We start from the raw sequence: 19,604 nt of genomic DNA on the forward strand, positions 1-19,604 counted from the left end.
GCTCAGACGGGGCCGGCAGCCTGCGAGTTACCTGTCGGACGGTCCGGTGCAGGCCGTCCAGCTGACGGCCAGCGATCCACCACGTTGTCGTGTCTTCGGGCGTTCGGCTCGATCGTCATGACTGCGCACCTCTCCCCGACTTCACCCACCCGTACGCCGGCACGCGTGCGACGCACGCCGTACCTGTACTTCGGCTTCACGCAGGGCCGGGAGAGGACTGTCCGGACAGGCCCGGCACCCCGCCTCTCGGGCGGTCCGCCGGGAACCCGCGACTCCTAGCGTCAGAAGCCCAACCACTCCTGGAGGAAACATGACCGACATCGACAGTCGCCCGGCCCATGCGGCCACGACGACGCCCGCTCCTGCCGTGGCCCCTGCGCCCTCCGGCTGGGGCGACCCGTTCCCGCTGGGCCTGGCCAGCTTCGGCATCTCCGCACTCGTGCTCTCGACGGTGATGTCGGGGCTGATCGACCCGCTCGCCACTCCGGCCGTGCTCTCCCTGGCCCTCTCGCTCGGCTTCCTCACCGAGCTGGTCGCCGGCATCATCCACTTCCAGCGCGGCGAGACGTTCCCGGGGCTGGTGTTCACGGCGTACGCCGGCTTCTGGCTCAGCTACGCGCTTCTCGTGCAGTTCTACGGCCCGATGGTGACCGCGGACGCCGCCGCCATCACCGGGATGTTCCTGCTGGCGTGGGCGATCTTCTCGACGTACATGCTGCTCGCCGCGCTGCGCACCAACCTGACCACGATCGTGATCTTCACGTTGCTGTGCACGGTGTTCTACCTGGCCGCCTTCGGCGCGTTCTTCGAGAGCACCGGACTCGGCCACCTCGCCGGCTACCTGCTGATCGCGGACGCCGTCGTCGCGCTCTACGCCTCGGCCGCGATCATCGTGAACACCACGTGGGAGCGGACGGTGCTGGCCGTTCCCTGATCAGTCGATCAGATGACGCCCAGCTTGGAAGCCTCGTACACCGCCTCCGCGCGGCGGGTCACCCCCAGCTTGCGAAGGATGTTCCCGACATGGAACTTGGCCGTGGTCTCGGAGATGTAGAGCCTCCGGCCGATGTCACGGTTCGACAGGCCGCGGGCGAGCAGTGCCAGCACCTCACACTCACGAGGAGTGAGGTGCTTCTGCTCGGCCGCCGTCGGCGCGTTCAGCCCGCGCACCATGGCCGCGGCCGAACGCGCGTCGAAGGCGCTCTCGCCTCGCGCCACGTCACGGATCGCCCGGATCAGACCCGAGGTGTCGACGTCCTTGACCACGTAGCCGCGGGCCCCGGCCCGCACCGCACGCAGCACCAACGCGTCGTCGAGGAACGTGGTGAGCACCAGGATGCCGAGATGGGGGTACTGCTCTGACAGCTCGGCGCAGAGGTCGAGGCCCTCGGAGTCCGACGAGGTCGAGAGCTTGAGGTCCAGCAGGACGATGCGCGGGCGGGCCGCGGCGATCACGGCCAGCGCCTCCGCACGGCTCGACGCCTCGGCGATGACCCGCAGGTCGGACTCACGTTCCAGGATCGAGCGCAATCCCTGCCGCACGATCGCGTGGTCGTCGACGAGCATGATGTCGACGGTGTCGACGTCGGGCCCGGTGGGCGCCTCGGGTGGGCTCAGGGTGGGCATGCTTCCTCCTCTGGCCTGGCTCCCACCAGGCCGGTGATCATCCCCGGGCGGTTGACCGCCAGGGGCAGCGGGACACGCATTTCGATCCGTACGCCGCCGATGCGGGCGCGGCGGAAGGCGAGCGACCCCCCGATGTCGGAGAGGCGGCTGTAGATGTTGGCCAGGCCGCAGTGGCGCCCGTCGGCCGGCCGGCCCCGACCGATGCGGAGCTTGCGGGCCAGCTCCCCCGGGTCTCCGACACCGTCGTCGGCGACGCTGACGAACAGCTCGTCGGTCCGGTAGCGCATCCGGATCACGGCCCGCGTCGCCTCGGCGTGCACCGCCACGTTGAACAGCGCCTCGCCGACCGCCCGGGCGATCTCGTGGTCGGCGTCGGCCGGCAGCACCTGCACCTCGCCCTCGATGTGCAGGTGCACCGACAGGTGCGGCCGGTGGTGCTCGGCCACCTCCTGCAAGAGCTCGGGCAGCGTCCAGACCGTGTCGCGGTGCGGTTGGTGCAGCGCGTAGATCGCGCGGCGCAGCTGGTCGACGGCCTCCTGGGTGAGGTTCTTGGCGGTGCTGAGGTGCCCGAGCAGCCCGGCCGCCGACGCGCCCAGGTCCTCGGCCTCTCCTCGCGCGATCTCCATCGACATGCCCGCCGAGAGCACGAACTGCGTGACGTTGTCGTGCAACTCACGGGCGATGCGGTGCCGCTCGTGGTCTACCAGCTCGCGCTGGTGGGCGACCAGCAGTCGCTCCTCGGCCTGGCGAAGCTCGCGGGTCCGCTCCTCGAGGTCGAGTGCCTGGGACACCGCGTCGTCGTACAACCTCTGGGCCCGGCGGTGCAGGGCCAGGCCGGCCTGGTACTGCTCGCAGTTGTAGAGGGAGACCGCGGCCTCGTTGGCCAGGATGCGCAGCACGGAGAGGTCGCCGGGCTCGGGCTCCGCGTCGAGGCCGTGCAGCCCGACCAGGCTGCCGATCATGGCGTTGTCGAGCGTCATCGGCACCCGCACCCACCGGTCGAAGCCGGGTGCACCGGTGGCGTGTCCGGCACGGATCGCGCCGAGCTCGCGGCGTACGTGGTGGGGCAGGTCGGCGTCGTCGTCGATCACCCGGCCGACGTGGTCGACGGCCAGGAAGCGCGGGCGTGCGCCGGGCAGCTGGCCGTCGGAGAGGGCCAGCACGGTCCACTGCGCGTCGAGGTGCTGGGCGGCCGCACGGGCCACCTCCTCCAGGAGCGCGCGCGGGCCCTCCGCCGTGCGCACCAGGGCGCGGCTGATCGAGTCCATCGCTCGTACGGCGTGCTGCATCCGCTCGTCGGAGCGCACGTACGCGCGGTAGTAGGAGCCCTTGCCCGACCGGACGCCGGTGAGGGTGGTGAGATCGCTCCCCGTGGGAGTGTGCCGATCACTCATCTCTAGAGAGCGTTCCGGAAGAGCTCGGCGATTTCCTGCTCGCTCGCCAGCCGCGGGTTGGTGGTCAGGCAGGCGTCGTCCAGCGTGGTGCGGGCCAGCCGCGGGATGTCCTCCTCGGTGACCCCCAGCTCCCTCAACCCACGGGGCACGCCGATGTCGTCGGCCAGCAGGCGGATGTGGTCGGCGAGCATCTCGGCCGCCTCCTCGCCGGGCATGCCCTGCACCGACAGCCCGGCCGCGGCGGCGAGCTCGACGAACCGCTCCGGCGTGGCCCGGGCGTTGTAGCGGACCACGTGCGGCAGGAGTACGCCGTTCACGACGCCGTGCGGGGCGTCGAGCAGTCCGCCGACCTGGTGGCTCATCGCATGGGTGGCACCGAGGATCGCGTTGGAGAACGCCAGCCCGGCCTGGAGGCTGGCCTGCGCCATCTTGCGCCTCGCCTCGGCCTCACGCGGCGTGGTCATCGTCGTCCGCAGGTTGCGACAGACCAGCCCGACGGCGCTGATCGCGTGGGTGTCGGCGAGCGGGTTGTGGGCCAGCGAGACGAAGGCCTCGATGCCGTGGGTCAGGGCGTCGAGGCCGGTGGCGGCGTTGAGGTCCTCGGGCATCGTGACCAGCAGCCGCGGGTCGGTGATCGAGATGTCGGGCACGAGGGCCCGGCCGAGGATGGTCACCTTCACGGACCTCTCGGTGTCGGTGACGATGCAGAACTGGCTGACGTCGGCGCCGGTGCCCGACGTCGTCGGGATGATCAGCAGCGGCGGGATCGGGTGCGTGATCAGGTCGACCCCGGCGTAGTCGAGGATGTCGCCGCCGTTGCCGGACAGGATCGCCACGCCCTTGGCCGCGTCGGCGACCGAACCGCCGCCGATGCCGATGATCACGTCGCAGTCCCACTCGGCGTAGTGCGCGTAGGCCGCGCGGATCTCGTGGTCGCGCGGGTTCGGCGTGACGCTCGAGAAGACCACCGGCTCGAGACCGGACTCGCGAAGGTGGCCGAGCAGCTCGTCGACCCAGCCGGCCTCGATGATGCCTGGGTCGGTGACCACCAGCGGACGCCGGGCGCCCAGGCGCCCGGCCGCGAAACCGGCCTCGGCGAGGGAGCCGGTGCCCAGCACCACCTCGGGCGCGTGGAACTTGGCCAGTTCAAAGGTCTCCACGGGGCCTTCCCGCAGGGTGCTGCCGTGGCGTTCCCCGCTGGCCGGGACCATCGTCGTGCTCATCAAAGTCTCCCAACTGTGTGACCTGCACCACTGTGCACCGCCAAACGTTGCGAGAACGTTGGGTCCGCCCAGGCGGAGTCTCTCAGCGCCCGGTCTCCGGCGAGATCGTGCCGGTCACCGGGCTGACCCGGTCGCACGGGAACCCGCCCTGGCGGGCGTGTTCGGCGATGTCCTCGGGGTTCGCGGCGTCGTACACGCAGTAGAGCTTGTCGTCGGTGACCCACGACTGGACCCACTCGATGTCCGACATGCCTGCCAGCACCTGGTTGGACCTGGCGCTGATGTCGTGGAGCTGCTGCTCGTCGAGCTCTCCGGCTCCGGGCAACTCCCGCTCGATGACGTACCGCCCCATGTCGTGGCCTTCCGTGGTGGTGTGTGCGCCGACCAGGCGCCTTCACCCACGACAGTAGGAGCGTGCTCGGCCCTGAGAGCCCGGCAAGGTGACGGGTCCGGCCTGCCCGAACGGACAGGTGGCGGTTCGCTACCGGTGGATCCGGCCCTCGAGTGCGGCCAGCGGCTGACCACTGCCGCCCCAGGTCGACGAGACGATCTCGGCGGCGATGCTGACCGCGGTCTCCTCGGGGGTGCGGGCACCGAGGTCGAGGCCGATCGGGCTGGACAGCCGGTCGATCTCCTCGGACGTCACGCCGGCCTCCTTCAACCGCGCCAGGCGGTCGTCGTGCGTACGCCGCGAGCCCATCGCGCCGACGTACCCGACCTCGGGCAGCCGCAGCGCCACCTCGAGCAGCGGTACGTCGAACTTTGGGTCGTGCGTGAGCACGCAGAGGACCGTGCGCGAGTCGATGCGCCCGGCCTCCTGTTCGGCGGCGAGGAAACGGTGCGGCCAGTCGACGACCACCTCGTCGGCCTCGGGGAAGCGGGTGTTGGTCGCGAACACGGGGCGGGCGTCGCAGACCGTCACGTGGTAGCCGAGGAAGCTGCCGATCCGCGCCACCGCCGCGGCGAAGTCGATCGCGCCGAAGACCAGCATGCGGGGCTTGGGCGCGAAGGCCCACACGAAGACGCGCATGCCCTCGCCGCGGCGTTCGCCGTCGGGTCCGTAGGACAGCGTGCCGCTGTGCCCAGACGCGAGCAGCCCGAGCGCGTCGTCGCGGACCGCGTCGTCCACCCGCGCACTCCCCAGAGATACTCCCTGACGTTTCGGCCCTTCCTCTGGGATAGTCCCTGACGTTTCGGTCCTGCTGGGGGCCTGAACGTCAGGGAGTGTCGCGGAGTCAGGGCGGATGAGGGTGCGACGGCCCACCCAGGACGGGTCGGGGTGCTCGATCACCGTCGCCACGGCGACCGCGCGACCGGCCTCGAGGTCGTCGGCGATCTCACCCAGCTCGGGGAACGTCTCCTGGTTCACCTTCTCGACGTACACGTCGAGGATGCCGCCGCAGGTCAGGCCGACCGCGAACGCGTCGTCGTCGGAGATGCCGTAGCGCTGGAAGACGGGTGCGCCGGACTCGACCACCTCGCCGGCCAGCTCGTAGACCGCACCCTCGACACAGCCGCCGGAGACCGAGCCCACCGCCGTACCTTCCGGGCCGACCAGCATCGAGGCGCCCGGGGGCCGCGGTGCGGACTGGAAGGTCGCCACGACCGTGCCCATGCCGACCGTCTCGCCGGCCCGCCACCACTCCAAGAGCTCCGGGAGCACTTCACGCATCTGCCACGACCTCCAACAGTTCGGCGTACGTGGTCAGGGTATGACCCGCAAGGAAGTCGTCGACGTGCGGGAGCGCCGCGGCGATGCCCTGCTGCACGGGCAGGTAGCCGGCCTTGCCCCGGTGCGGGTTCACCCAGACCACCTTGTGCGCGAGGCGGTGCAGGCGCGCCATCTGCTCGCCGAGCAGGGCCGTGTCGCCGCGCTCCCAGCCGTCGCTGAACACCACGACCACGGCACCGCGGGCCAGGCCGCGGGCGCCCCATCGGTCGAGGAAGACCCGCATCACCTCACCGAGTCGGGTGCCACCGGACCAGTCCGGCACCGTGTCTCCGGCCGCGACCAGGGCCCGGTCGGGGTCGCGCTGTCGCAGCGCGCGGGTGATGTGCGTCAGCCGGGTGCCGACCGTGAAGGCCTCGACGTGACGGCCCTCGTCGGTGGTCGCGAAGCGGTGTGCCAGACGCAGCAAGGCGTCGGCGTAGCTGCTCATCGACCCTGACACGTCGATCAGGAGCACCACCCGACGCGGCCGGGCACCCCGCCGTCGCCACGCGAGATCGGCGGGCTCCCCCATGCGTCGCAGACTGGCCCGCAGGGTGCGACGGGCATCGACGGAGCCCCTGTGCCACGCGTGCTGTCGGGCAGTACGCCGCATGGGCAGGCGCGGGTGCAGCGCGCTGAAGAGCGTGGTCAGCAGGCGCCTCTCGGAGGCCGACATGGTGCCGACGTCGCGATGCCGGAGCAGCTCCGTGCGACTGGCCATCGCCCGCACCGGGTCATCACCCGCCGCGTCGTCACCGGCCAGCTCGTCGTCGTCACTGCCCAGCAGGTCGGTCGCGAGCGGGGCCGACGCCTCGGTCGACGGCGTCGGCCGCGGCAGTCCGTCGCGGTGGTTGAACCAGGCGTGGAACACCTGGTCGTAGCGCTCGAGGTCGTCGGGTCCGGCGCAGAGCGTGGCGCGGCCCGCCCAGTACGTCGCCCGGTGGTCGTCGGCGCCGAGCAGCGCGACCGCCGAGGCGAACCCATGGGTTCGGTCCTGGGTGACAGGGACGCCGGCGGCGCGGAGCGCGCGGGTGAAGCCGAGCAGGATCTCGTCGGCGGCGTGCGGCACCGTCACACCGCCATCAGCCGGTCGAGGGCCTGGCGCACCCGGTCGCCGTCCTCGCGGTACTTCACCAGCGCGCCCAACGTCGCCGAGGCGGTGGCCAGGTCGAGCTCGGTGGCACCCAACGCCTGCAGGGCCCGCGCCCAGTCGAGGGTCTCGGCCACGCCCGGAGGCTTGAGGAGGTCTTCGGTGCGCAGCGACTGGACGGCGGTGGCGACCTGACGCGCCAACGTCTCGCTGACCTCGGGGTTGCGCGAGCGCAGGATCTCGACCTCGCGCTCCAACCCCGGGTGGTCGATCCAGTGGTAGAGGCAGCGCCGCTTCAACGCGTCGTGCAGCTCGCGGGTGCGGTTGGAGGTGAGCACCACGATCGGCGGCGTCGCCGCGCGCACCGTGCCGATCTCGGGGATGCTCACCTGGTACGTCGAGAGCACCTCCAGCAGGAAGGCCTCGAACTCGTCGTCGGCCCGATCGACCTCGTCGACCAGCAGCACCGCCGGGCTCTCACGCAGCGCCTGGAGCACGGGTCGGGCGAGCAGGAAGCGTTCGTCGTACAGGCTCTTCTCGGCCTGCTGCACGTCGGCGTTGCCCGAGGCTTCGAGGGCACGCAGGTGCAGGATCTGGCGGGGGAAGTCCCAGTCGTAGAGCGCCTGCGTCGCGTCGATCCCCTCGTAGCACTGCAGCCGGATCAGGGGCAGTCCCTGGGCCTCCGCGATCGCCTCGGCGAGTGCCGTCTTGCCGGTGCCGGGCTCGCCCTCGAGCAGCAGGGGTCGTTGCATGGTGAGCGCGAGGAACACCACGGTCGCCAACGACTCCTCACACACGTAGCCGGTGTCACCGAGGAACTTCTCGACCTCGGCGACCGAGCCCGGAGTGTGTGGAGTGTCCATGCATTCAAGGCTACTCAGCGCGACGTTGGTCGCGGGTTGGGCTGTCGACGTCCTGCCCCGTGGCCAGGTCGCCACACTCCACCAGCTCGACCTCGCGGGCGGCCAGATAGGCGCGGGCGCCACGGTCACCCTCGGCAGATGCGCGTACGCCGGACCAGTGGTCGCGGCCGATCAGCACGGGGTGCCCGGGCACGCCGGCGTACGACGCCCGGCGGAGCACGCCCGGGGTGATCGACTGTGTCCGCGACTCACCGCCCGCCGGCTCCGACCCGGGGCTGGTCTGCGGGGCGGCGAGCACCCGGCGTACGACGTCCGCGCCGACGTCCGGGAGGTCGACGAGGGTGACCAGTGCTGCGTCCGGCGGTGCATCGAGCCCGGCCAGGGCGGCCAGCCCGGCACGCAGGGATGCGCCCATGCCGTCGGCCCAGTCGTCCGCCTCGACAATGCCGACCTCGACGCCGTCGAGCAGGGAACGGGCCTGAGCGGCCGCGGCACCGAGCACCACGGTCACCTCGTCGCAGCCTCCGTCGCGCAGGGCGGTCACACCGCGCGACAACCAGTCGTCGACCAGCGCCTTCGGCGTGCCCATCCGCCGGCCGGCCCCCGCGGCGAGCAGCAGTCCATGAATCCTCACCCGGTCACTCTAGGGCCGCGAACACCGCCCTTTTGATGCGCGAACCCCGCAAGATTGCGCTTCGAACCGTGGATTCTTGTTGCCCACCCCAACGAGTCACGGTTCGCGCATCAACCGCACGCGGTTCGCGCATCAAGAATCCACGGTTGGCGGGGTCTCACCGGGGGCGACGCACAATGGGAGGGTGACCGACCAACTGCTCTCCGCCCGCGCCGTCGTGATGCGAGACCTGGAGGCCACGGGGGTCGCCTCCGCAGAGACCGTCTCGCTGCTGGAGGACGCCGTCTCCGAGCGCCGATGGTGGGCCGAGCAGTGGCCGGCCGGCGAGCCGTACGTCGGCGGGCTGGTCGCCCAGGACGTGCAGGACGCCCTCCTGATGCGCGTCGGCCGGTGGCCGGTGTGCCCACGCTGCGAGGACGCCGTACACGCCCTGCACATCCACCCCGAGCTCGGCGGCCCCGACCCGGTCTGGGTCTGCGAGGAGTCCGGCGCCGTGGTCGCCGCACTGGGCCAGCTCAGCACCGACTCCTGAGCCCGGCAGCGGGCGTACGGCGCGTTTGGGCGTGCGCGGGTGTACGGCGAGAGTTGCAGTTCATACGTGTTCCGAGCCGGGAGTGGTACGAACTGCAACGCTCGATGACCAGGAGACTGGCGAACGGCGGATCCGGGTCGACCTCGAGCAGGTCAGCTCGAGGGCATCACGGTGGGCAGGTCGCTGGGCAGCAGCGAGAGCAGCTCGGACGGGATGTCCTTCAGCGCCGGGATGATGTCCGCCACGAGGTTCTGCCCGCACGTGGTGGTCAGGTAGGTGGCCAGCGCGTTGACCTTGCCGCGCTTCTCCGACGAGAGGTCGGTGTAGGCCTTCAGGGCCGTCGAGGTCTTCTCGAGCTGCGGCGCGATGTCGATCAGCACCTGAATGCCGTCGACCGCGTCCTGCGGCATGTCCTCGGGCAGGCCGTCGGCGACCACCGTCGCCACCTGCTGCAACACCTGGCTCGCCGAGTCGCCCTTCAACGCGTCCTTGGCGTCGTCGCAGAACTGCTTCGAGGTCACCGGCTCGGTCGGCTGCGTCGAAGGTGAGGTCGAAGAGTCCTCGCTGGGCTCGGTCGTCGTCGACGTGGTCTCGCTCGGCTTGGACTCGTCCTTCTTGTCCTTGTCGTCGTCTCCGCAACCGGCGGTGAGGGCGAGAACGAGCAACAGCGGAACGGCCACGAGAGATCTGCGCATGGTGGCGAGTCTAGGCCCCGGTTCCAGCCGGCCACGTGCACGGAGCACCAAGAATCCACGGTTCGCGCATCAACAATCCACGGCTCGCGGGACGAAATGGCCGAACGGCCCCGGGAGAACCCGGGGCCGTTCGGTTGATGCTGTGTGCAGCGTGGTGATCTGGCGATCAGAAGTCCATGCCGCCCATGCCGCCCATGCCGCCGGACGGGTCGCCCATCGGAGCAGCCTTCTCGGGCTTGTCCGCGACGACTGCCTCGGTGGTGAGGAACAGCGCGGCGATCGACGCAGCGTTCTGCAGCGCCGAGCGCGTGACCTTGGCGGGGTCGATGATGCCCGCGGCGATCATGTCGACGTACTCGCCGGTCGCGGCGTTGAGGCCGTGGCCCGACTCCAGGTTGCGCACCTTCTCCGCGACGACGCCGCCCTCGAGGCCGGCGTTGATCGCGATCTGCTTCAGCGGAGCGTCGGTGGCCACGCGCACGATGTTCGCGCCGGTGGCCTCGTCACCCTCGAGGTTGATCTTCTCGAACGCGGCGTCGGCAGCCTGGACCAGCGCCACGCCACCGCCGGCGACGATGCCCTCTTCGACGGCAGCCTTCGCGTTGCGAACGGCGTCCTCGATGCGGTGCTTGCGCTCCTTGAGCTCGACCTCGGTGGCCGCGCCGACCTTGATCACCGCAACGCCGCCGGCCAGCTTGGCCAGGCGCTCCTGCAGCTTCTCGCGGTCGTAGTCGGAGTCGGAGTTCTCGATCTCGGCGCGGATCTGGTTGACCCGGCCCTCGATCTGGGCCTGGTCGCCCGAGCCCTCGACGATGGTGGTCTCGTCCTTGGTGATGACGACCTTGCGGGCCTGGCCGAGCAGCTCGATGCCGGTCGACTCCAGCTTGAGGCCGACCTCTTCGGAGATGACCTGGCCACCGGTCAGGATCGCGATGTCCTGGAGCATGGCCTTGCGGCGGTCACCGAAGCCGGGGGCCTTGACGGCCACGGACTTGAAGGTGCCACGGATCTTGTTGACGACCAGCGTCGAGAGGGCCTCCCCGTCGACGTCCTCGGCGAGGATCAGCAGCGGCTTGCCGGACTGCATGACCTTCTCGAGGAGCGGGAGCAGGTCCTTGACGTTGGAGATCTTCTGGTTCGCGATGAGGACGTAGGCGTCCTCGAGAACCGTCTCCATGCGCTCGGGGTCGGTGACGAAGTAGGCCGAGATGTAGCCCTTGTCGAACCGCATGCCCTCGGTCAGCTCGAGGTCGATGCCGAACGTGTTCGACTCCTCGACGGTGATGACGCCTTCCTTGCCGACCTTGTCCATCGCCTCGGCGATGGCGTCACCGACGGTGGTGTCGCCACCGGCGGAGATGGTGGCGGCAGAGGCGATCTGCTCCTTGGTCTCGATGTCCTTGGCCATGGCGAGCAGCTGCTCGGACACGGCGGCGACAGCGGCCTCGATGCCGCGCTTGAGGCCCATCGGGTTCGCACCCGCGGCCACGTTGCGCAGACCCTCGCGGACCATTGCCTGGGCGAGGACGGTGGCCGTCGTCGTACCGTCACCGGCGACGTCGTCGGTCTTCTTGGCGACCTCCTTGACGAGCTCGGCCCCGATCTTCTCGTACGGGTCCTCGAGCTCGATCTCCTTGGCGATCGACACACCGTCGTTGGTGATCGTGGGGGCGCCCCACTTCTTCTCCAGGACGACGTTGCGGCCCTTGGGGCCGAGGGTCACCTTGACGGCGTCGGCGAGGGTGTTCATGCCCCGCTCGAGGCCGCGGCGCGCCTCTTCGTTGAAAGCAATCAGCTTCGGCATAACTCCTGCGATTCCTTGCTGTGCATAAGAGTTGGAACGGAGTCGGAGAGCTGCCCGCGACGGACGATCCGGCTGACCCGGCGGACCCTTCCCGCCGACGCTTCGGACCTCAACTCACCGGTCCCGTTGTTGTCACTCTCTTGATGAGAGTGCCAGCCTCATGTTTAGCACTCGACCCATGAGAGTGCAAATGATCTCGAGTCGTGGTCAGGACCAGATCCGGGAGTAGCTGGAAACGGCGTACTCCTGGTCGGGCTTCAGTCCCGTGAGCTCGGAGACCCTGCGGAAGTCATGGGTTCCGACCTGCCAGGCGATCAACCGAGGGCTCCCGTCCTGTGCCTCATAGACCACCCAGTCGTCGTCGAGCCAGAACTTCACGGGACAGCACTCCTTGTTGCGTTCGCCACCCAGGTTGGCGAACGCCTTGGAGCCGAAGACCAGCAGCGCGCTGTCGCTCTCGTCGAAGCCCTGCACGACCATCACCTCGGACGGCGTGACCTCGTGGTCGGCGACCGGAAGTCCGTCGGCCCCGGACCAGCTCTGGGCGACGCCCTTCGGACCCGACCGAGCGAGGCCGTACGGCGTCACGTCGTCGCCCGGCGGAGCCGTCGGCAGGCCTCGTCGGGACGCACCCGTCCTCTGGCCGTCGACGCCGTAGAGCGGACCCGCGCCTCCGACGGTGCTCGGCAGGTGGAGGTCGTCGCCCACCCACGTCGCGTGCTCGGTGACCGCCTCGCCGACCTCGATCGTGCGCCATTCGCCCGTGGCCAGGGTGAGCATCAGGACGCTGTCGTTCTGCGGGAACTGCAGGTGGTCGCCCTTGGGCGACAGCATGTTGGTGCCGGCGGCGATCACGTTGCCGGAGTCGTCGACCAACGGCTGGACGCGGGAGACGTCGACCCTGCGCAGGGAACCGTCGGGAGCGAGCAGGAGCACCGTGCGCAGTCCGCTGCCGTCCATGACGGCGTACGCCGCGAGGGCGGTGTCGATCGGGTCGTCCGCGAGGTCGGTGGCATCGGCCGAGAGGTCGACCTGCCGTGGCAGCGGCGAATCCACCCGCGGCAGGCGCGCCTCCTGCTTGTCTGCCGGGCCCCAGTAGACCCGCCAGTCGCCGTGGCGCCCGTCGGGCTCGGTACCCGTCGACGCCGCGTCGGTCGAGTTCGGCAGGCGGGGGTCGGAGGACCTCGTGTTCGACGGCTGCGTGGCCGGGGGCGCGCTCCCGTCATCGTCGGGACCACCCAGCAAGGAGACCGACCCGGCGATCACCGCCACCGCGGCGACCGCTGCCGCCGTACCGGCGATGCGGCTGCGGCGCCGGCGTCGTACCGCGTCCGTCCACGCGGCGTCGGCGAGTGGCACCGGGGGCAGTCCGTCGACGCTCTCGTGGAGCAGGTCCTTCAATCGTCGTTCGGTCATCAGGAGTCCTCCGTCAGGAGTTCGGCCAGTTGGGGCGCGGCTTCGCGCAGTCGGCGCAGGGCCAGGTGGGTCTGGCTCTTGACCGTGCCGACCGCGACGCCGAGGACGTCCGCGGTCTGGGTCTCGGTGAGGTCGTCGTAGAAGCGCAGCACGATCACCGCCCGCTGTCGGGCGGTCAGCCGGGCGAGCGCGTCACGCAGCATCAGCTGCCGCTCACTGGTCGCACCGGAGACCGGGGCCGCGCGGTCGTCGTACTCGGGAAGGCCGACCCTCTCGCGGCGATGCCGGCGCCACCAGGAGATGTTGTCGCGCACGATGACGGTCCGGGCGTAGGCGTCCGGCTGGCCGTCGCGCAGCCTGCCCCAGCGCAGCGCGACCTTGGTCAGTGCCTCCTGCACCAGGTCCTCGGCGCGCTGGTGGTCGCCGGTGACGAGGACGGCGGTGCGCAGCAACGCGCCCTGCCGCTCGGTCGCCCACAGCGTGAACGACTCCCTGTCACCGGTGGTCATCTGGTCTCCCCGTTCGCTGCATGACAGTCAAACGCGGGCGACAGCCAAATGGTTGGAGGTCAGGAGACTGTTCTGGCCACCATCTCCGCGAAGGGCTCTGCATTGCCCGGCAGCACGTCGAGATAGAGGCCCGGCTCGATCAGCTCGAGTTCACTGACCGCAAGGGATCCGTCGGCCAGCCGCATCATGTCGACCCGCCCGTAGTGCAGGGTCCGACCGAGCTTTCGCGACGCCGCCGTACACGCCTCGGTGGCCAGGTCGGCGCACTCCGGGCGCAGCGGCACCGGTCGCGACGAGCCACCGAAGTGCTCATGGACCCGGATCTCGTCGCCCGCGGGCAGCTTGTCGACCTGGGAGACCGCGCGGCCGCCCAGCACGAAGACCGACGTCTCGCCCTCGGTGCGCACCGACTCGACCAACGGCTGCACCACCCATGGCCCTTCCGGCCGCGGCAGCAGCGGGTGCTCGTGCTCTGCGCGGCCAAGGTTCGGGTCGTCGGGGTCGTCGAAGACGAGCACGCCCGAGCCGCCGCCGCCCACGCGCGGCTTCACCACGGCGGTGCCGAACCTGCGCACACCGTCTGCCAGCTCGGCGACCGAGTCTGCGGTCATGGTGGGTACGGCGGGCACACCGTCGAGGTGGGCCAGATAGGCCTTGTCGAGGTTCCAGGCGAACACGTCGGCGCCGTTGAGCAACACGGTCTCGCGCTCCACCTCGCGTGCCCAGGTCACGAACTCGGCGTACCTGTTGACGTAGTCCCACGTCGAGCGCACGGCGACCGCGTCGGCCTTCGACCAGTCGACAGTCTCGTCGTCCCAGGCCACCCAGCGCGACGACAGTCCACGGGCGGTCAGGGCCTGTTCGAGGGCCGGCGCCCCCGGCTCGCCGTCGGGCCAGCCGGTGCAGGTCGCCAGCAACACGTTGGTCATGCGGCGAGCGTAAGCCCGGGCGAAGGGTGCGCGGCCCTCGCGCACCAACCGGGTTTCGGTGAGATGCGTGAGACTGGGGAGCATGTCGATCGCGATGCGACTGGGCGGCGCCCTGTTGTTGCTGACTGCCGGGTGCGCCGTGGAGACCCAGCCCGAGGTGCCCGACGTGGCGATGTCGTTCGTGCAGCAACGTGTCTTCGAGGGCACGCCACGCGCACAGCTGCGGGTGGTCAACTCGTCGTCGGACGACCTCACGGTCACCGGCGTGGGGCTCGACTGGCCCGGCTACGGGAAGTTCCTCGACGACTACTCCACGACCGTCGAGGCTGGTCGGACGCTCGATCTCAACATCACGCTCCCCACGCCGGACTGTTCGGCACTCGCGCCGACGAGCAAGCCGGTGATCGGCCGGGTCCGCGTCGGGAACGACGTCGTACGCCGCACGCTGGATGCGAGTGGCACCGGCTTCGTCACCCGCATCTGGCAACGGGAGTGCGACGAACGCCGGGTCGAGTCCGCCGTACGACTCTCCTACGACGGGCCGTGGCAGCTGGTCGGGAGCGGCCGGCGTACGGAGCTGGCCGGCCACATCACGCTGACCCGCCGGTCCGAGGAACGCCGGATCGTGGTGCCCGAGATCGTCGGATCCGTCCTGCTCGAACTGCATCTGGACCAGCCGGCGGTGCTGCCTCCCGGGGTGGACCGACGGACTTTCCCCATGACGATGGTGGTCCCGCGGTGCGACGTGCACGCACTGATCGAGAGCAGCCAGACCTTCCACTTCCTGATGGCTGCGCGGCTGGGTGACGATCCGCTGGTGAGGGTGCTGCGGCTGCCCGACGTGCGCACCCGGGCCCGGGCACAGGCCTTGCTGGACCAGGCCTGTCGCTGATCCGGACTGAGGTCAGGCCGGGGCGTGGTGGCCGAACGGCACGTCGTCGGCGATCCCGAGCGCGGCCAGCACCGAGGGCAACACGGCCTTGGCGGTGCGCTTGTAGCCGAGCGACGACGGGTGGAAGCGGTCGAGGCTGAACATCTCGTCGGGGTTCGTGATGAAGAACGGCCCGACCACTTCGGCCAGGTCCACTGCCCGGGCACCCAACGTCAACGCGGCCGCGCGTTGCGCGACGGCGAGCTGTCGAGACGCCCGCGAGCCGAGGGCCCGCAACGGCTGCGGCACCGGTCGCAGCATGCCCAGGTCGGGGCAGGTGCCGACGACGACCGACGCTCCTCTTTCCTGGAGTGCACTGATGCAGGCCGACAGGTGGTCGACCGACTCGGAGACCGGCACCCGGTGGGTGACGTCGTTGCCCCCGACGATGACGACCGCGACGTCAGGGCGGTACGAAGACTTCAGCGCGCCCAGCTGGTCGGCCAGCATCGAGCTCTCCGCTCCGACCTGCGCGCCGGTGTGCAGCACGACAGACCGGTGCGCCTGCTTCGCGACGTACTTCGCGAGCCTGGCCCCGGGGGTGTGACTGGGCAGCTCGGCACCGAGTCCGGCAGCGATCGAGTCACCGAGCACCAGCAGGTGGATCGGGTCGCCGTACCTCTTCTTGAAGGTGCGGTCCGCGTCGAGCGCCTCCTCCCCGAGCGGCTTGCCGATCAACGCGCGGGCCTGGGCGGCCTGGGCGCGCAGCAGTTGGCGCGAGCCCACCAGGAAGCCGGCGGCGCCGACGCTGATCGCTCCCGCGACGAGGGTGAGCGGTCGAAGTCTCATCACTCCACTTGAACCATGCGGAACCGACCGGGCGCCCAACGGCGTTGGGGTCCGGAGTGAACGGTCGGTTTCGACAAAGGTCGGGCCGGGTAGTTTCATGGATGCCCCGCCGACGAAACTTGGAGACCCTGTGGTGCGAAAGCTCGGGATCGTTGCTGCTGTCCTGTCGTTGACCCTCATCGCCGCCTGCGGCGATGACGAGAAGGATCGCGACCTCAACCTCGACAAGTCCGCCTCGTCCAGCCCCTCGGAGACCTCGAGCGAGTCGAGCGATGTGCCAGCCAACCTCCCGGCGGGGATGACACAGCCCAGCGCACCTGAGAACCAGACGAAGACCTTGGCCTCTGCCAAGGAGTTCACGGGCTTTGCCCTCCAGCTGGTGCAGTACGGCTTTGCAGCCCGCGATGTCTCCGTGGCCCGGGAGATCGTCGCCGACTGGAGCAAGTGCAAGTCCTGCAAGAGCGATGCCGAGGTCACTCGACAGCAGATCGAGGAAGGCATTGCCTACATTCCGAACCGACTGCCCACTGCCGAGCAGGTCTACGTCATGGATCAGTCGCCTGACCGTTACTCCCTTGTGACGACGTTCAAGATGCCGGCAGGAAAGAAGATCAACGACGCCGGAAGGAAGCTCGGGCCGAAGACTCCGACACCAGGGTCGTTCGAGGCCGACCTGCGCTGGTCGCAGGGCGACAAGTCGTGGCTCCTCGAAGATTACCGACTCACCTACGGGGGTTGAGCAGATGAAGGCGTACCGCGCACTTGGGTCTCTGGCGCTCTTCCTCGGCGTTCTCCTGGCACCCGTCAACGCAGCGACCGCGGGAGACGACGACGGCTGGGGTAGCGGCGAGACGGAACACGGCACCGAGATCACGGGCCAACAGGAGAATGGTTTCCAGGACGTCATCGACCACAGCATCGGCGACGACGGTACCTACACTCCCCCGACCCAGTGGCCGGAGTACAAGTACGTGCCCACCTGTTCGATCAACGCGCCCGAGGGCGGTGCGGACGTCCTGTGCGGTGCCGCGGTCAACACCTGCGACGCCATGGGCGAAACAGGAGCCATTCGCTTCTGGGTCTACCGCCGCACGATCTTCGCCGACGGCCGGAAGCCCACCGCGTGGGATCAGGTCGCGACGGTGTGCAAGGGCCCTGATGACCCGATGCCGACCACGCCCGTCGTGACCGCCGAGATGGTGGTCCAGGTGGCCCGTGCCCTGGCGCCCAAGACACAGCCGCACGTCGAGCCCGCGACGCAGTCCTACGTGAACATCCCCAACAACTACTACGCCGACGCACCCGACGTGACCCGCACGGTGAACCTGTTCGGCCACTCCATCGCGGTCCGGTTCACCGGCGGCGAGACCACGTGGGACTTCGGCGACGGCAACAGCGCGACCGGCACCGGCATCGAAGGTGCCGAGGTGGGCCAGGCGGGTTCCGTCGAGCATGGCTATGACCGCAAGGGCGAATACTCCGTGACCGTGTCCACGGTCTACGACGTGTCCTTCACGCTTCCCGACGGCCAGGCAGTCACGCAGCAGGTCACGGGCGTGCCCGGGCCCGCCGCTCAGCTGCAGATCGGCGAGATCCAGACCACCGTGAACGACGTCGGCTGACCCACGCGACTTCAGCACGACGCACCGGGAGGACTGGCCCGAGTTCGGCGACGGGACTCCCTCACCCGGCGCCCCCGCTCGACCCAATGACCCGGCGTTCGACGCCGACAACCTCGACCCGAGCCATCCACCGAGACCCGCCATTTACGCGCGACGGCCCAACCGCGATCCTTCTCGTGTGACCCAGACCACAGCACCGGGGCGTCCCCTCACGTTGGCCGACCTGATCGAGGCCATGGCCGACGCGATCCCGGACCGCGCCGCCGTACGCACGATCGACCGCGACTGGAGCTTCGCCGAGATCGACGACCGGTCGACCCGGCTGGCCAACCACCTGGTCTCGCTCGGCATCCGGCCCGGTGACCACGTGGCGGTGCACTCCGCGAACCGCATCGAGTGGGTCGATGCGTTCTACGGCTGCCTGAAGACACGCGCCGTACCGATCAACATCAACTACAAGTACCTCAGCGACGAACTGGCCTACCTCTACGACAACGCCGACTGCGTCGCCACCCTCGTGGAACCGGCGTACGTCGACGCCGTACGCGCGCTCGACCTCCCGCTGCTGGAGCACGTGATCGAGCTCGGTCCGGCGTACGACGACGCGCTGGCCGCGGCCTCCACCACACGGCTGGCCGGGCGTTCGTCCGACGACCACTACGTGCTCTACACCGGAGGCACGACCGGCAGCCCCAAGGGCGTGGTCTGGCGCCAGGAAGACCTCATGCGGGCGGCGCTGAACCAGAGCAGGTTCGGGGCGCCCTTCGACTCCGTGGAGCAGTTGGCCAACGAGGCCACGGCCAACGAGAACCCGCTGGTGCTGCTCGCCTGTGGCCCAATGATGCATGGCGGCAGCCAGTGGATCATGGGCAACGCGCACATGGCCGGCGCCGCGGTGGGGCTCTTCACCGAGCCCAACTTCGACGCCGAACGCATCCTCGACCTGGTCGAGCGGGCGCGGGTCAACTCGTTGACCTTCCTCGGCGACGCGATGGGCCGACCGGTGGCCGAGGCGATCCTGGCCGCCCCTACCCGATGGGACCTCTCATCCCTGGTCGCGGTGTCGAACGGTGCGGCGCCCCTGTCCGAAGGCGTGCGGGAGCAGATCCGGCGGGCCCTGCCGGACCGCTTCATCCTCGACTCGTACGGCGCGTCGGAGTCCGGCGCGACCGGTGCCCGCATCGACGACGGCTCCACGGCTGCAGCGGGTGCGCCGCGTTTCGACGTCAGCGACCAGGTCGAGGTCTTCGACGCGTCCTTCGAGCCCTGCCCACCGGGGATGACCGGCATGCTGGGTCGGTCCGGACCGGTGCCGCTGGGCTACTACAAGGACCCGGTGAGGTCCGCGGCGACGTTCCGCGAGATCGACGAGGTGCGGTGGGCGGTCCCGGGCGACTTCGCGCGCCGCGAGGAGGACGGCTCGGTCACCGTCCTTGGCCGCGGTTCGGTCTGCATCAACACCGGCGGCGAGAAGGTGCACCCCGAGGAGGTGGAGGCGGTGTTGCTGCGCCACGACGACGTCTTCGACGCGGTGGTGGTGGGCACGCCGCACGAGCGCTGGGGGCAACAGGTGACTGCTCTCGTGCAGCTGCGCGAGGGAGTCTCGGTGGACGGCGCCGCTGCCGACTCCGGACCCGGTCTGGTGTCCGTCTCGGCCGAGGAGCTCCGCGAGCACTGCCACGCGCTGATCGCGAACTACAAGGTGCCCAAGGTGTTCCTCTTCGTCGACCAGGTGCCGCGCACCCCGGTCAGCAAGGTCGACTACCGCGCCAGCGCGTCCCTCGCGTTGGAACTGCTGAACGAGCCGTGAGCCGTTCATTTCGACAGGCAGTTCGC

At 69.8% G+C, this 19,604-nt stretch carries 20 protein-coding genes; 6 read left to right on the plus strand and 14 right to left on the minus strand.

Features of this window, described 5'->3' with window-relative positions; all coding sequences use genetic code 11:
• Window positions 1-310 precede the first annotated feature (310 nt).
• Window positions 311-934 carry an acetate uptake transporter gene (locus tag ASH02_RS13630; protein WP_057294910.1) on the plus strand — a complete coding sequence of 208 codons (624 nt, stop codon included), beginning with the start codon at window positions 311-313 and terminating at the stop codon, window positions 932-934.
• A gap of 8 nt (window positions 935-942) precedes the next feature.
• Here the strand turns inward: ASH02_RS13630 and ASH02_RS13635 are convergent, their stop codons facing one another.
• From ASH02_RS13635 to ASH02_RS13670, 8 genes are all read right to left on the minus strand, one after another.
• Window positions 943-1,626: a MadR family response regulator transcription factor gene (locus ASH02_RS13635; protein WP_056685498.1), complete on the minus strand. Its 684-nt coding sequence runs from the start codon at window positions 1,624-1,626 to the stop codon at window positions 943-945.
• Window positions 1,614-3,020, minus strand: coding sequence for a MadS family sensor histidine kinase (locus tag ASH02_RS13640; RefSeq protein ID WP_056890051.1), 1,407 nt, complete (start codon window positions 3,018-3,020; stop codon window positions 1,614-1,616). The genes ASH02_RS13635 and ASH02_RS13640 overlap by 13 nt, the downstream gene beginning before the upstream one ends.
• Window positions 3,021-3,022: 2 nt before the next feature.
• The gene (locus ASH02_RS13645; RefSeq protein ID WP_056685493.1) at window positions 3,023-4,243 is read right to left on the minus strand and encodes an iron-containing alcohol dehydrogenase; all 1,221 of its coding nucleotides are present in this window, start codon (window positions 4,241-4,243) and stop codon (window positions 3,023-3,025) included.
• 82 nt (window positions 4,244-4,325) lie between these two features.
• Window positions 4,326-4,595 carry a DUF4242 domain-containing protein gene (locus ASH02_RS13650; protein ID WP_057294911.1) on the minus strand — a complete coding sequence of 90 codons (270 nt, stop codon included), beginning with the start codon at window positions 4,593-4,595 and terminating at the stop codon, window positions 4,326-4,328.
• A 129-nt stretch (window positions 4,596-4,724) separates the two neighbouring features.
• A complete protein-coding gene (locus ASH02_RS13655) occupies window positions 4,725-5,915 on the minus strand; it encodes an XdhC family protein (protein ID WP_056890053.1) in 1,191 nt (396 codons plus the stop codon).
• Complete coding sequence (locus ASH02_RS13660) at window positions 5,908-7,029, minus strand: vWA domain-containing protein (protein WP_057294912.1); 1,122 nt, start codon at window positions 7,027-7,029, stop codon at window positions 5,908-5,910. Before ASH02_RS13660 ends, ASH02_RS13655 begins: the two co-directional genes overlap by 8 nt.
• Window positions 7,026-7,907 carry an AAA family ATPase gene (locus tag ASH02_RS13665; RefSeq protein WP_056685479.1) on the minus strand — a complete coding sequence of 294 codons (882 nt, stop codon included), beginning with the start codon at window positions 7,905-7,907 and terminating at the stop codon, window positions 7,026-7,028. The genes ASH02_RS13660 and ASH02_RS13665 overlap by 4 nt, the downstream gene beginning before the upstream one ends.
• 10 nt (window positions 7,908-7,917) lie before the next feature.
• On the minus strand, window positions 7,918-8,541 hold the full coding sequence (locus ASH02_RS13670; protein WP_057294913.1) for a nucleotidyltransferase family protein: 624 nt from the start codon (window positions 8,539-8,541) through the stop codon (window positions 7,918-7,920).
• A gap of 184 nt (window positions 8,542-8,725) precedes the next feature.
• On the opposite strand from ASH02_RS13670, the gene ASH02_RS13675 reads away from it, so the two are divergent.
• Window positions 8,726-9,073, plus strand: a complete 348-nt coding sequence (locus tag ASH02_RS13675; RefSeq protein ID WP_235529952.1) for a hypothetical protein — start codon at window positions 8,726-8,728, stop codon at window positions 9,071-9,073.
• A 152-nt stretch (window positions 9,074-9,225) separates the two neighbouring features.
• On the opposite strand, the gene ASH02_RS13680 is transcribed toward ASH02_RS13675, so the two are convergent.
• The 5 genes from ASH02_RS13680 to ASH02_RS13700 form a co-directional block, all read right to left on the minus strand.
• A complete protein-coding gene (locus ASH02_RS13680) occupies window positions 9,226-9,768 on the minus strand; it encodes a hypothetical protein (RefSeq protein ID WP_056685473.1) in 543 nt (180 codons plus the stop codon).
• A 166-nt stretch (window positions 9,769-9,934) separates the two neighbouring features.
• Complete coding sequence (groL, locus tag ASH02_RS13685) at window positions 9,935-11,572, minus strand: chaperonin GroEL (RefSeq protein ID WP_056685470.1); 1,638 nt, start codon at window positions 11,570-11,572, stop codon at window positions 9,935-9,937.
• 207 nt (window positions 11,573-11,779) lie between these two features.
• Window positions 11,780-12,988, minus strand: coding sequence for a hypothetical protein (locus ASH02_RS13690; protein WP_057294914.1), 1,209 nt, complete (start codon window positions 12,986-12,988; stop codon window positions 11,780-11,782).
• Window positions 12,988-13,497 carry a SigE family RNA polymerase sigma factor gene (locus tag ASH02_RS13695; RefSeq protein ID WP_057294915.1) on the minus strand — a complete coding sequence of 170 codons (510 nt, stop codon included), beginning with the start codon at window positions 13,495-13,497 and terminating at the stop codon, window positions 12,988-12,990. Before ASH02_RS13695 ends, ASH02_RS13690 begins: the two co-directional genes overlap by 1 nt.
• A gap of 59 nt (window positions 13,498-13,556) precedes the next feature.
• Complete coding sequence (locus ASH02_RS13700) at window positions 13,557-14,426, minus strand: ATP-grasp domain-containing protein (protein ID WP_162262590.1); 870 nt, start codon at window positions 14,424-14,426, stop codon at window positions 13,557-13,559.
• Between the two features lie 82 nt (window positions 14,427-14,508).
• Here ASH02_RS13700 and ASH02_RS13705 point away from each other — a divergent pair, with 82 nt between their 5' ends.
• Window positions 14,509-15,318, plus strand: a complete 810-nt coding sequence (locus tag ASH02_RS13705; protein ID WP_057294917.1) for a hypothetical protein — start codon at window positions 14,509-14,511, stop codon at window positions 15,316-15,318.
• Between the two features lie 12 nt (window positions 15,319-15,330).
• On the opposite strand, the gene ASH02_RS13710 is transcribed toward ASH02_RS13705, so the two are convergent.
• Complete coding sequence (locus ASH02_RS13710) at window positions 15,331-16,146, minus strand: SGNH/GDSL hydrolase family protein (protein ID WP_056685455.1); 816 nt, start codon at window positions 16,144-16,146, stop codon at window positions 15,331-15,333.
• 97 nt (window positions 16,147-16,243) lie between these two features.
• On the opposite strand from ASH02_RS13710, the gene ASH02_RS13715 reads away from it, so the two are divergent.
• From ASH02_RS13715 to ASH02_RS13725, 3 genes are all read left to right on the plus strand, one after another.
• On the plus strand, window positions 16,244-16,885 hold the full coding sequence (locus ASH02_RS13715; protein WP_156409769.1) for a hypothetical protein: 642 nt from the start codon (window positions 16,244-16,246) through the stop codon (window positions 16,883-16,885).
• Between the two features lie 4 nt (window positions 16,886-16,889).
• Complete coding sequence (locus ASH02_RS13720; protein ID WP_057294919.1) at window positions 16,890-17,768, plus strand: hypothetical protein; 879 nt, start codon at window positions 16,890-16,892, stop codon at window positions 17,766-17,768.
• Between the two features lie 178 nt (window positions 17,769-17,946).
• Window positions 17,947-19,578: an AMP-binding protein gene (locus tag ASH02_RS13725; protein WP_156409770.1), complete on the plus strand. Its 1,632-nt coding sequence runs from the start codon at window positions 17,947-17,949 to the stop codon at window positions 19,576-19,578.
• Window positions 19,579-19,604 lie beyond the last annotated feature (26 nt).

The sequence above is a fragment of the Nocardioides sp. Soil796 genome, from assembly GCF_001429525.1.
Taxonomy (GTDB): Bacteria; Actinomycetota; Actinomycetes; order Propionibacteriales; family Nocardioidaceae; genus Nocardioides.

What these genes read in the sequence shown, in the direction of transcription:
- ASH02_RS13630 (WP_057294910.1), top strand. Translation starts at nt 311, where the DNA reads ATGACCGACATCGACAGTCGCCCGGCCCATGCGGCCACGACGACGCCC.
- ASH02_RS13635 (WP_056685498.1), bottom strand. Translation starts at nt 1,626, where the DNA reads ATGCCCACCCTGAGCCCACCCGAGGCGCCCACCGGGCCCGACGTCGAC.
- ASH02_RS13640 (WP_056890051.1), bottom strand. Translation starts at nt 3,020, where the DNA reads ATGAGTGATCGGCACACTCCCACGGGGAGCGATCTCACCACCCTCACC.
- ASH02_RS13645 (WP_056685493.1), bottom strand. Translation starts at nt 4,243, where the DNA reads ATGAGCACGACGATGGTCCCGGCCAGCGGGGAACGCCACGGCAGCACC.
- ASH02_RS13650 (WP_057294911.1), bottom strand. Translation starts at nt 4,595, where the DNA reads ATGGGGCGGTACGTCATCGAGCGGGAGTTGCCCGGAGCCGGAGAGCTC.
- ASH02_RS13655 (WP_056890053.1), bottom strand. Translation starts at nt 5,915, where the DNA reads ATGCGTGAAGTGCTCCCGGAGCTCTTGGAGTGGTGGCGGGCCGGCGAG.
- ASH02_RS13665 (WP_056685479.1), bottom strand. Translation starts at nt 7,907, where the DNA reads ATGGACACTCCACACACTCCGGGCTCGGTCGCCGAGGTCGAGAAGTTC.
- ASH02_RS13680 (WP_056685473.1), bottom strand. Translation starts at nt 9,768, where the DNA reads ATGCGCAGATCTCTCGTGGCCGTTCCGCTGTTGCTCGTTCTCGCCCTC.
- groL (WP_056685470.1), bottom strand. Translation starts at nt 11,572, where the DNA reads ATGCCGAAGCTGATTGCTTTCAACGAAGAGGCGCGCCGCGGCCTCGAG.
- ASH02_RS13690 (WP_057294914.1), bottom strand. Translation starts at nt 12,988, where the DNA reads ATGACCGAACGACGATTGAAGGACCTGCTCCACGAGAGCGTCGACGGA.
- ASH02_RS13695 (WP_057294915.1), bottom strand. Translation starts at nt 13,497, where the DNA reads ATGACCACCGGTGACAGGGAGTCGTTCACGCTGTGGGCGACCGAGCGG.
- ASH02_RS13700 (WP_162262590.1), bottom strand. Translation starts at nt 14,426, where the DNA reads ATGACCAACGTGTTGCTGGCGACCTGCACCGGCTGGCCCGACGGCGAG.
- ASH02_RS13705 (WP_057294917.1), top strand. Translation starts at nt 14,509, where the DNA reads ATGTCGATCGCGATGCGACTGGGCGGCGCCCTGTTGTTGCTGACTGCC.
- ASH02_RS13710 (WP_056685455.1), bottom strand. Translation starts at nt 16,146, where the DNA reads ATGAGACTTCGACCGCTCACCCTCGTCGCGGGAGCGATCAGCGTCGGC.
- ASH02_RS13715 (WP_156409769.1), top strand. Translation starts at nt 16,244, where the DNA reads ATGGATGCCCCGCCGACGAAACTTGGAGACCCTGTGGTGCGAAAGCTC.
- ASH02_RS13720 (WP_057294919.1), top strand. Translation starts at nt 16,890, where the DNA reads ATGAAGGCGTACCGCGCACTTGGGTCTCTGGCGCTCTTCCTCGGCGTT.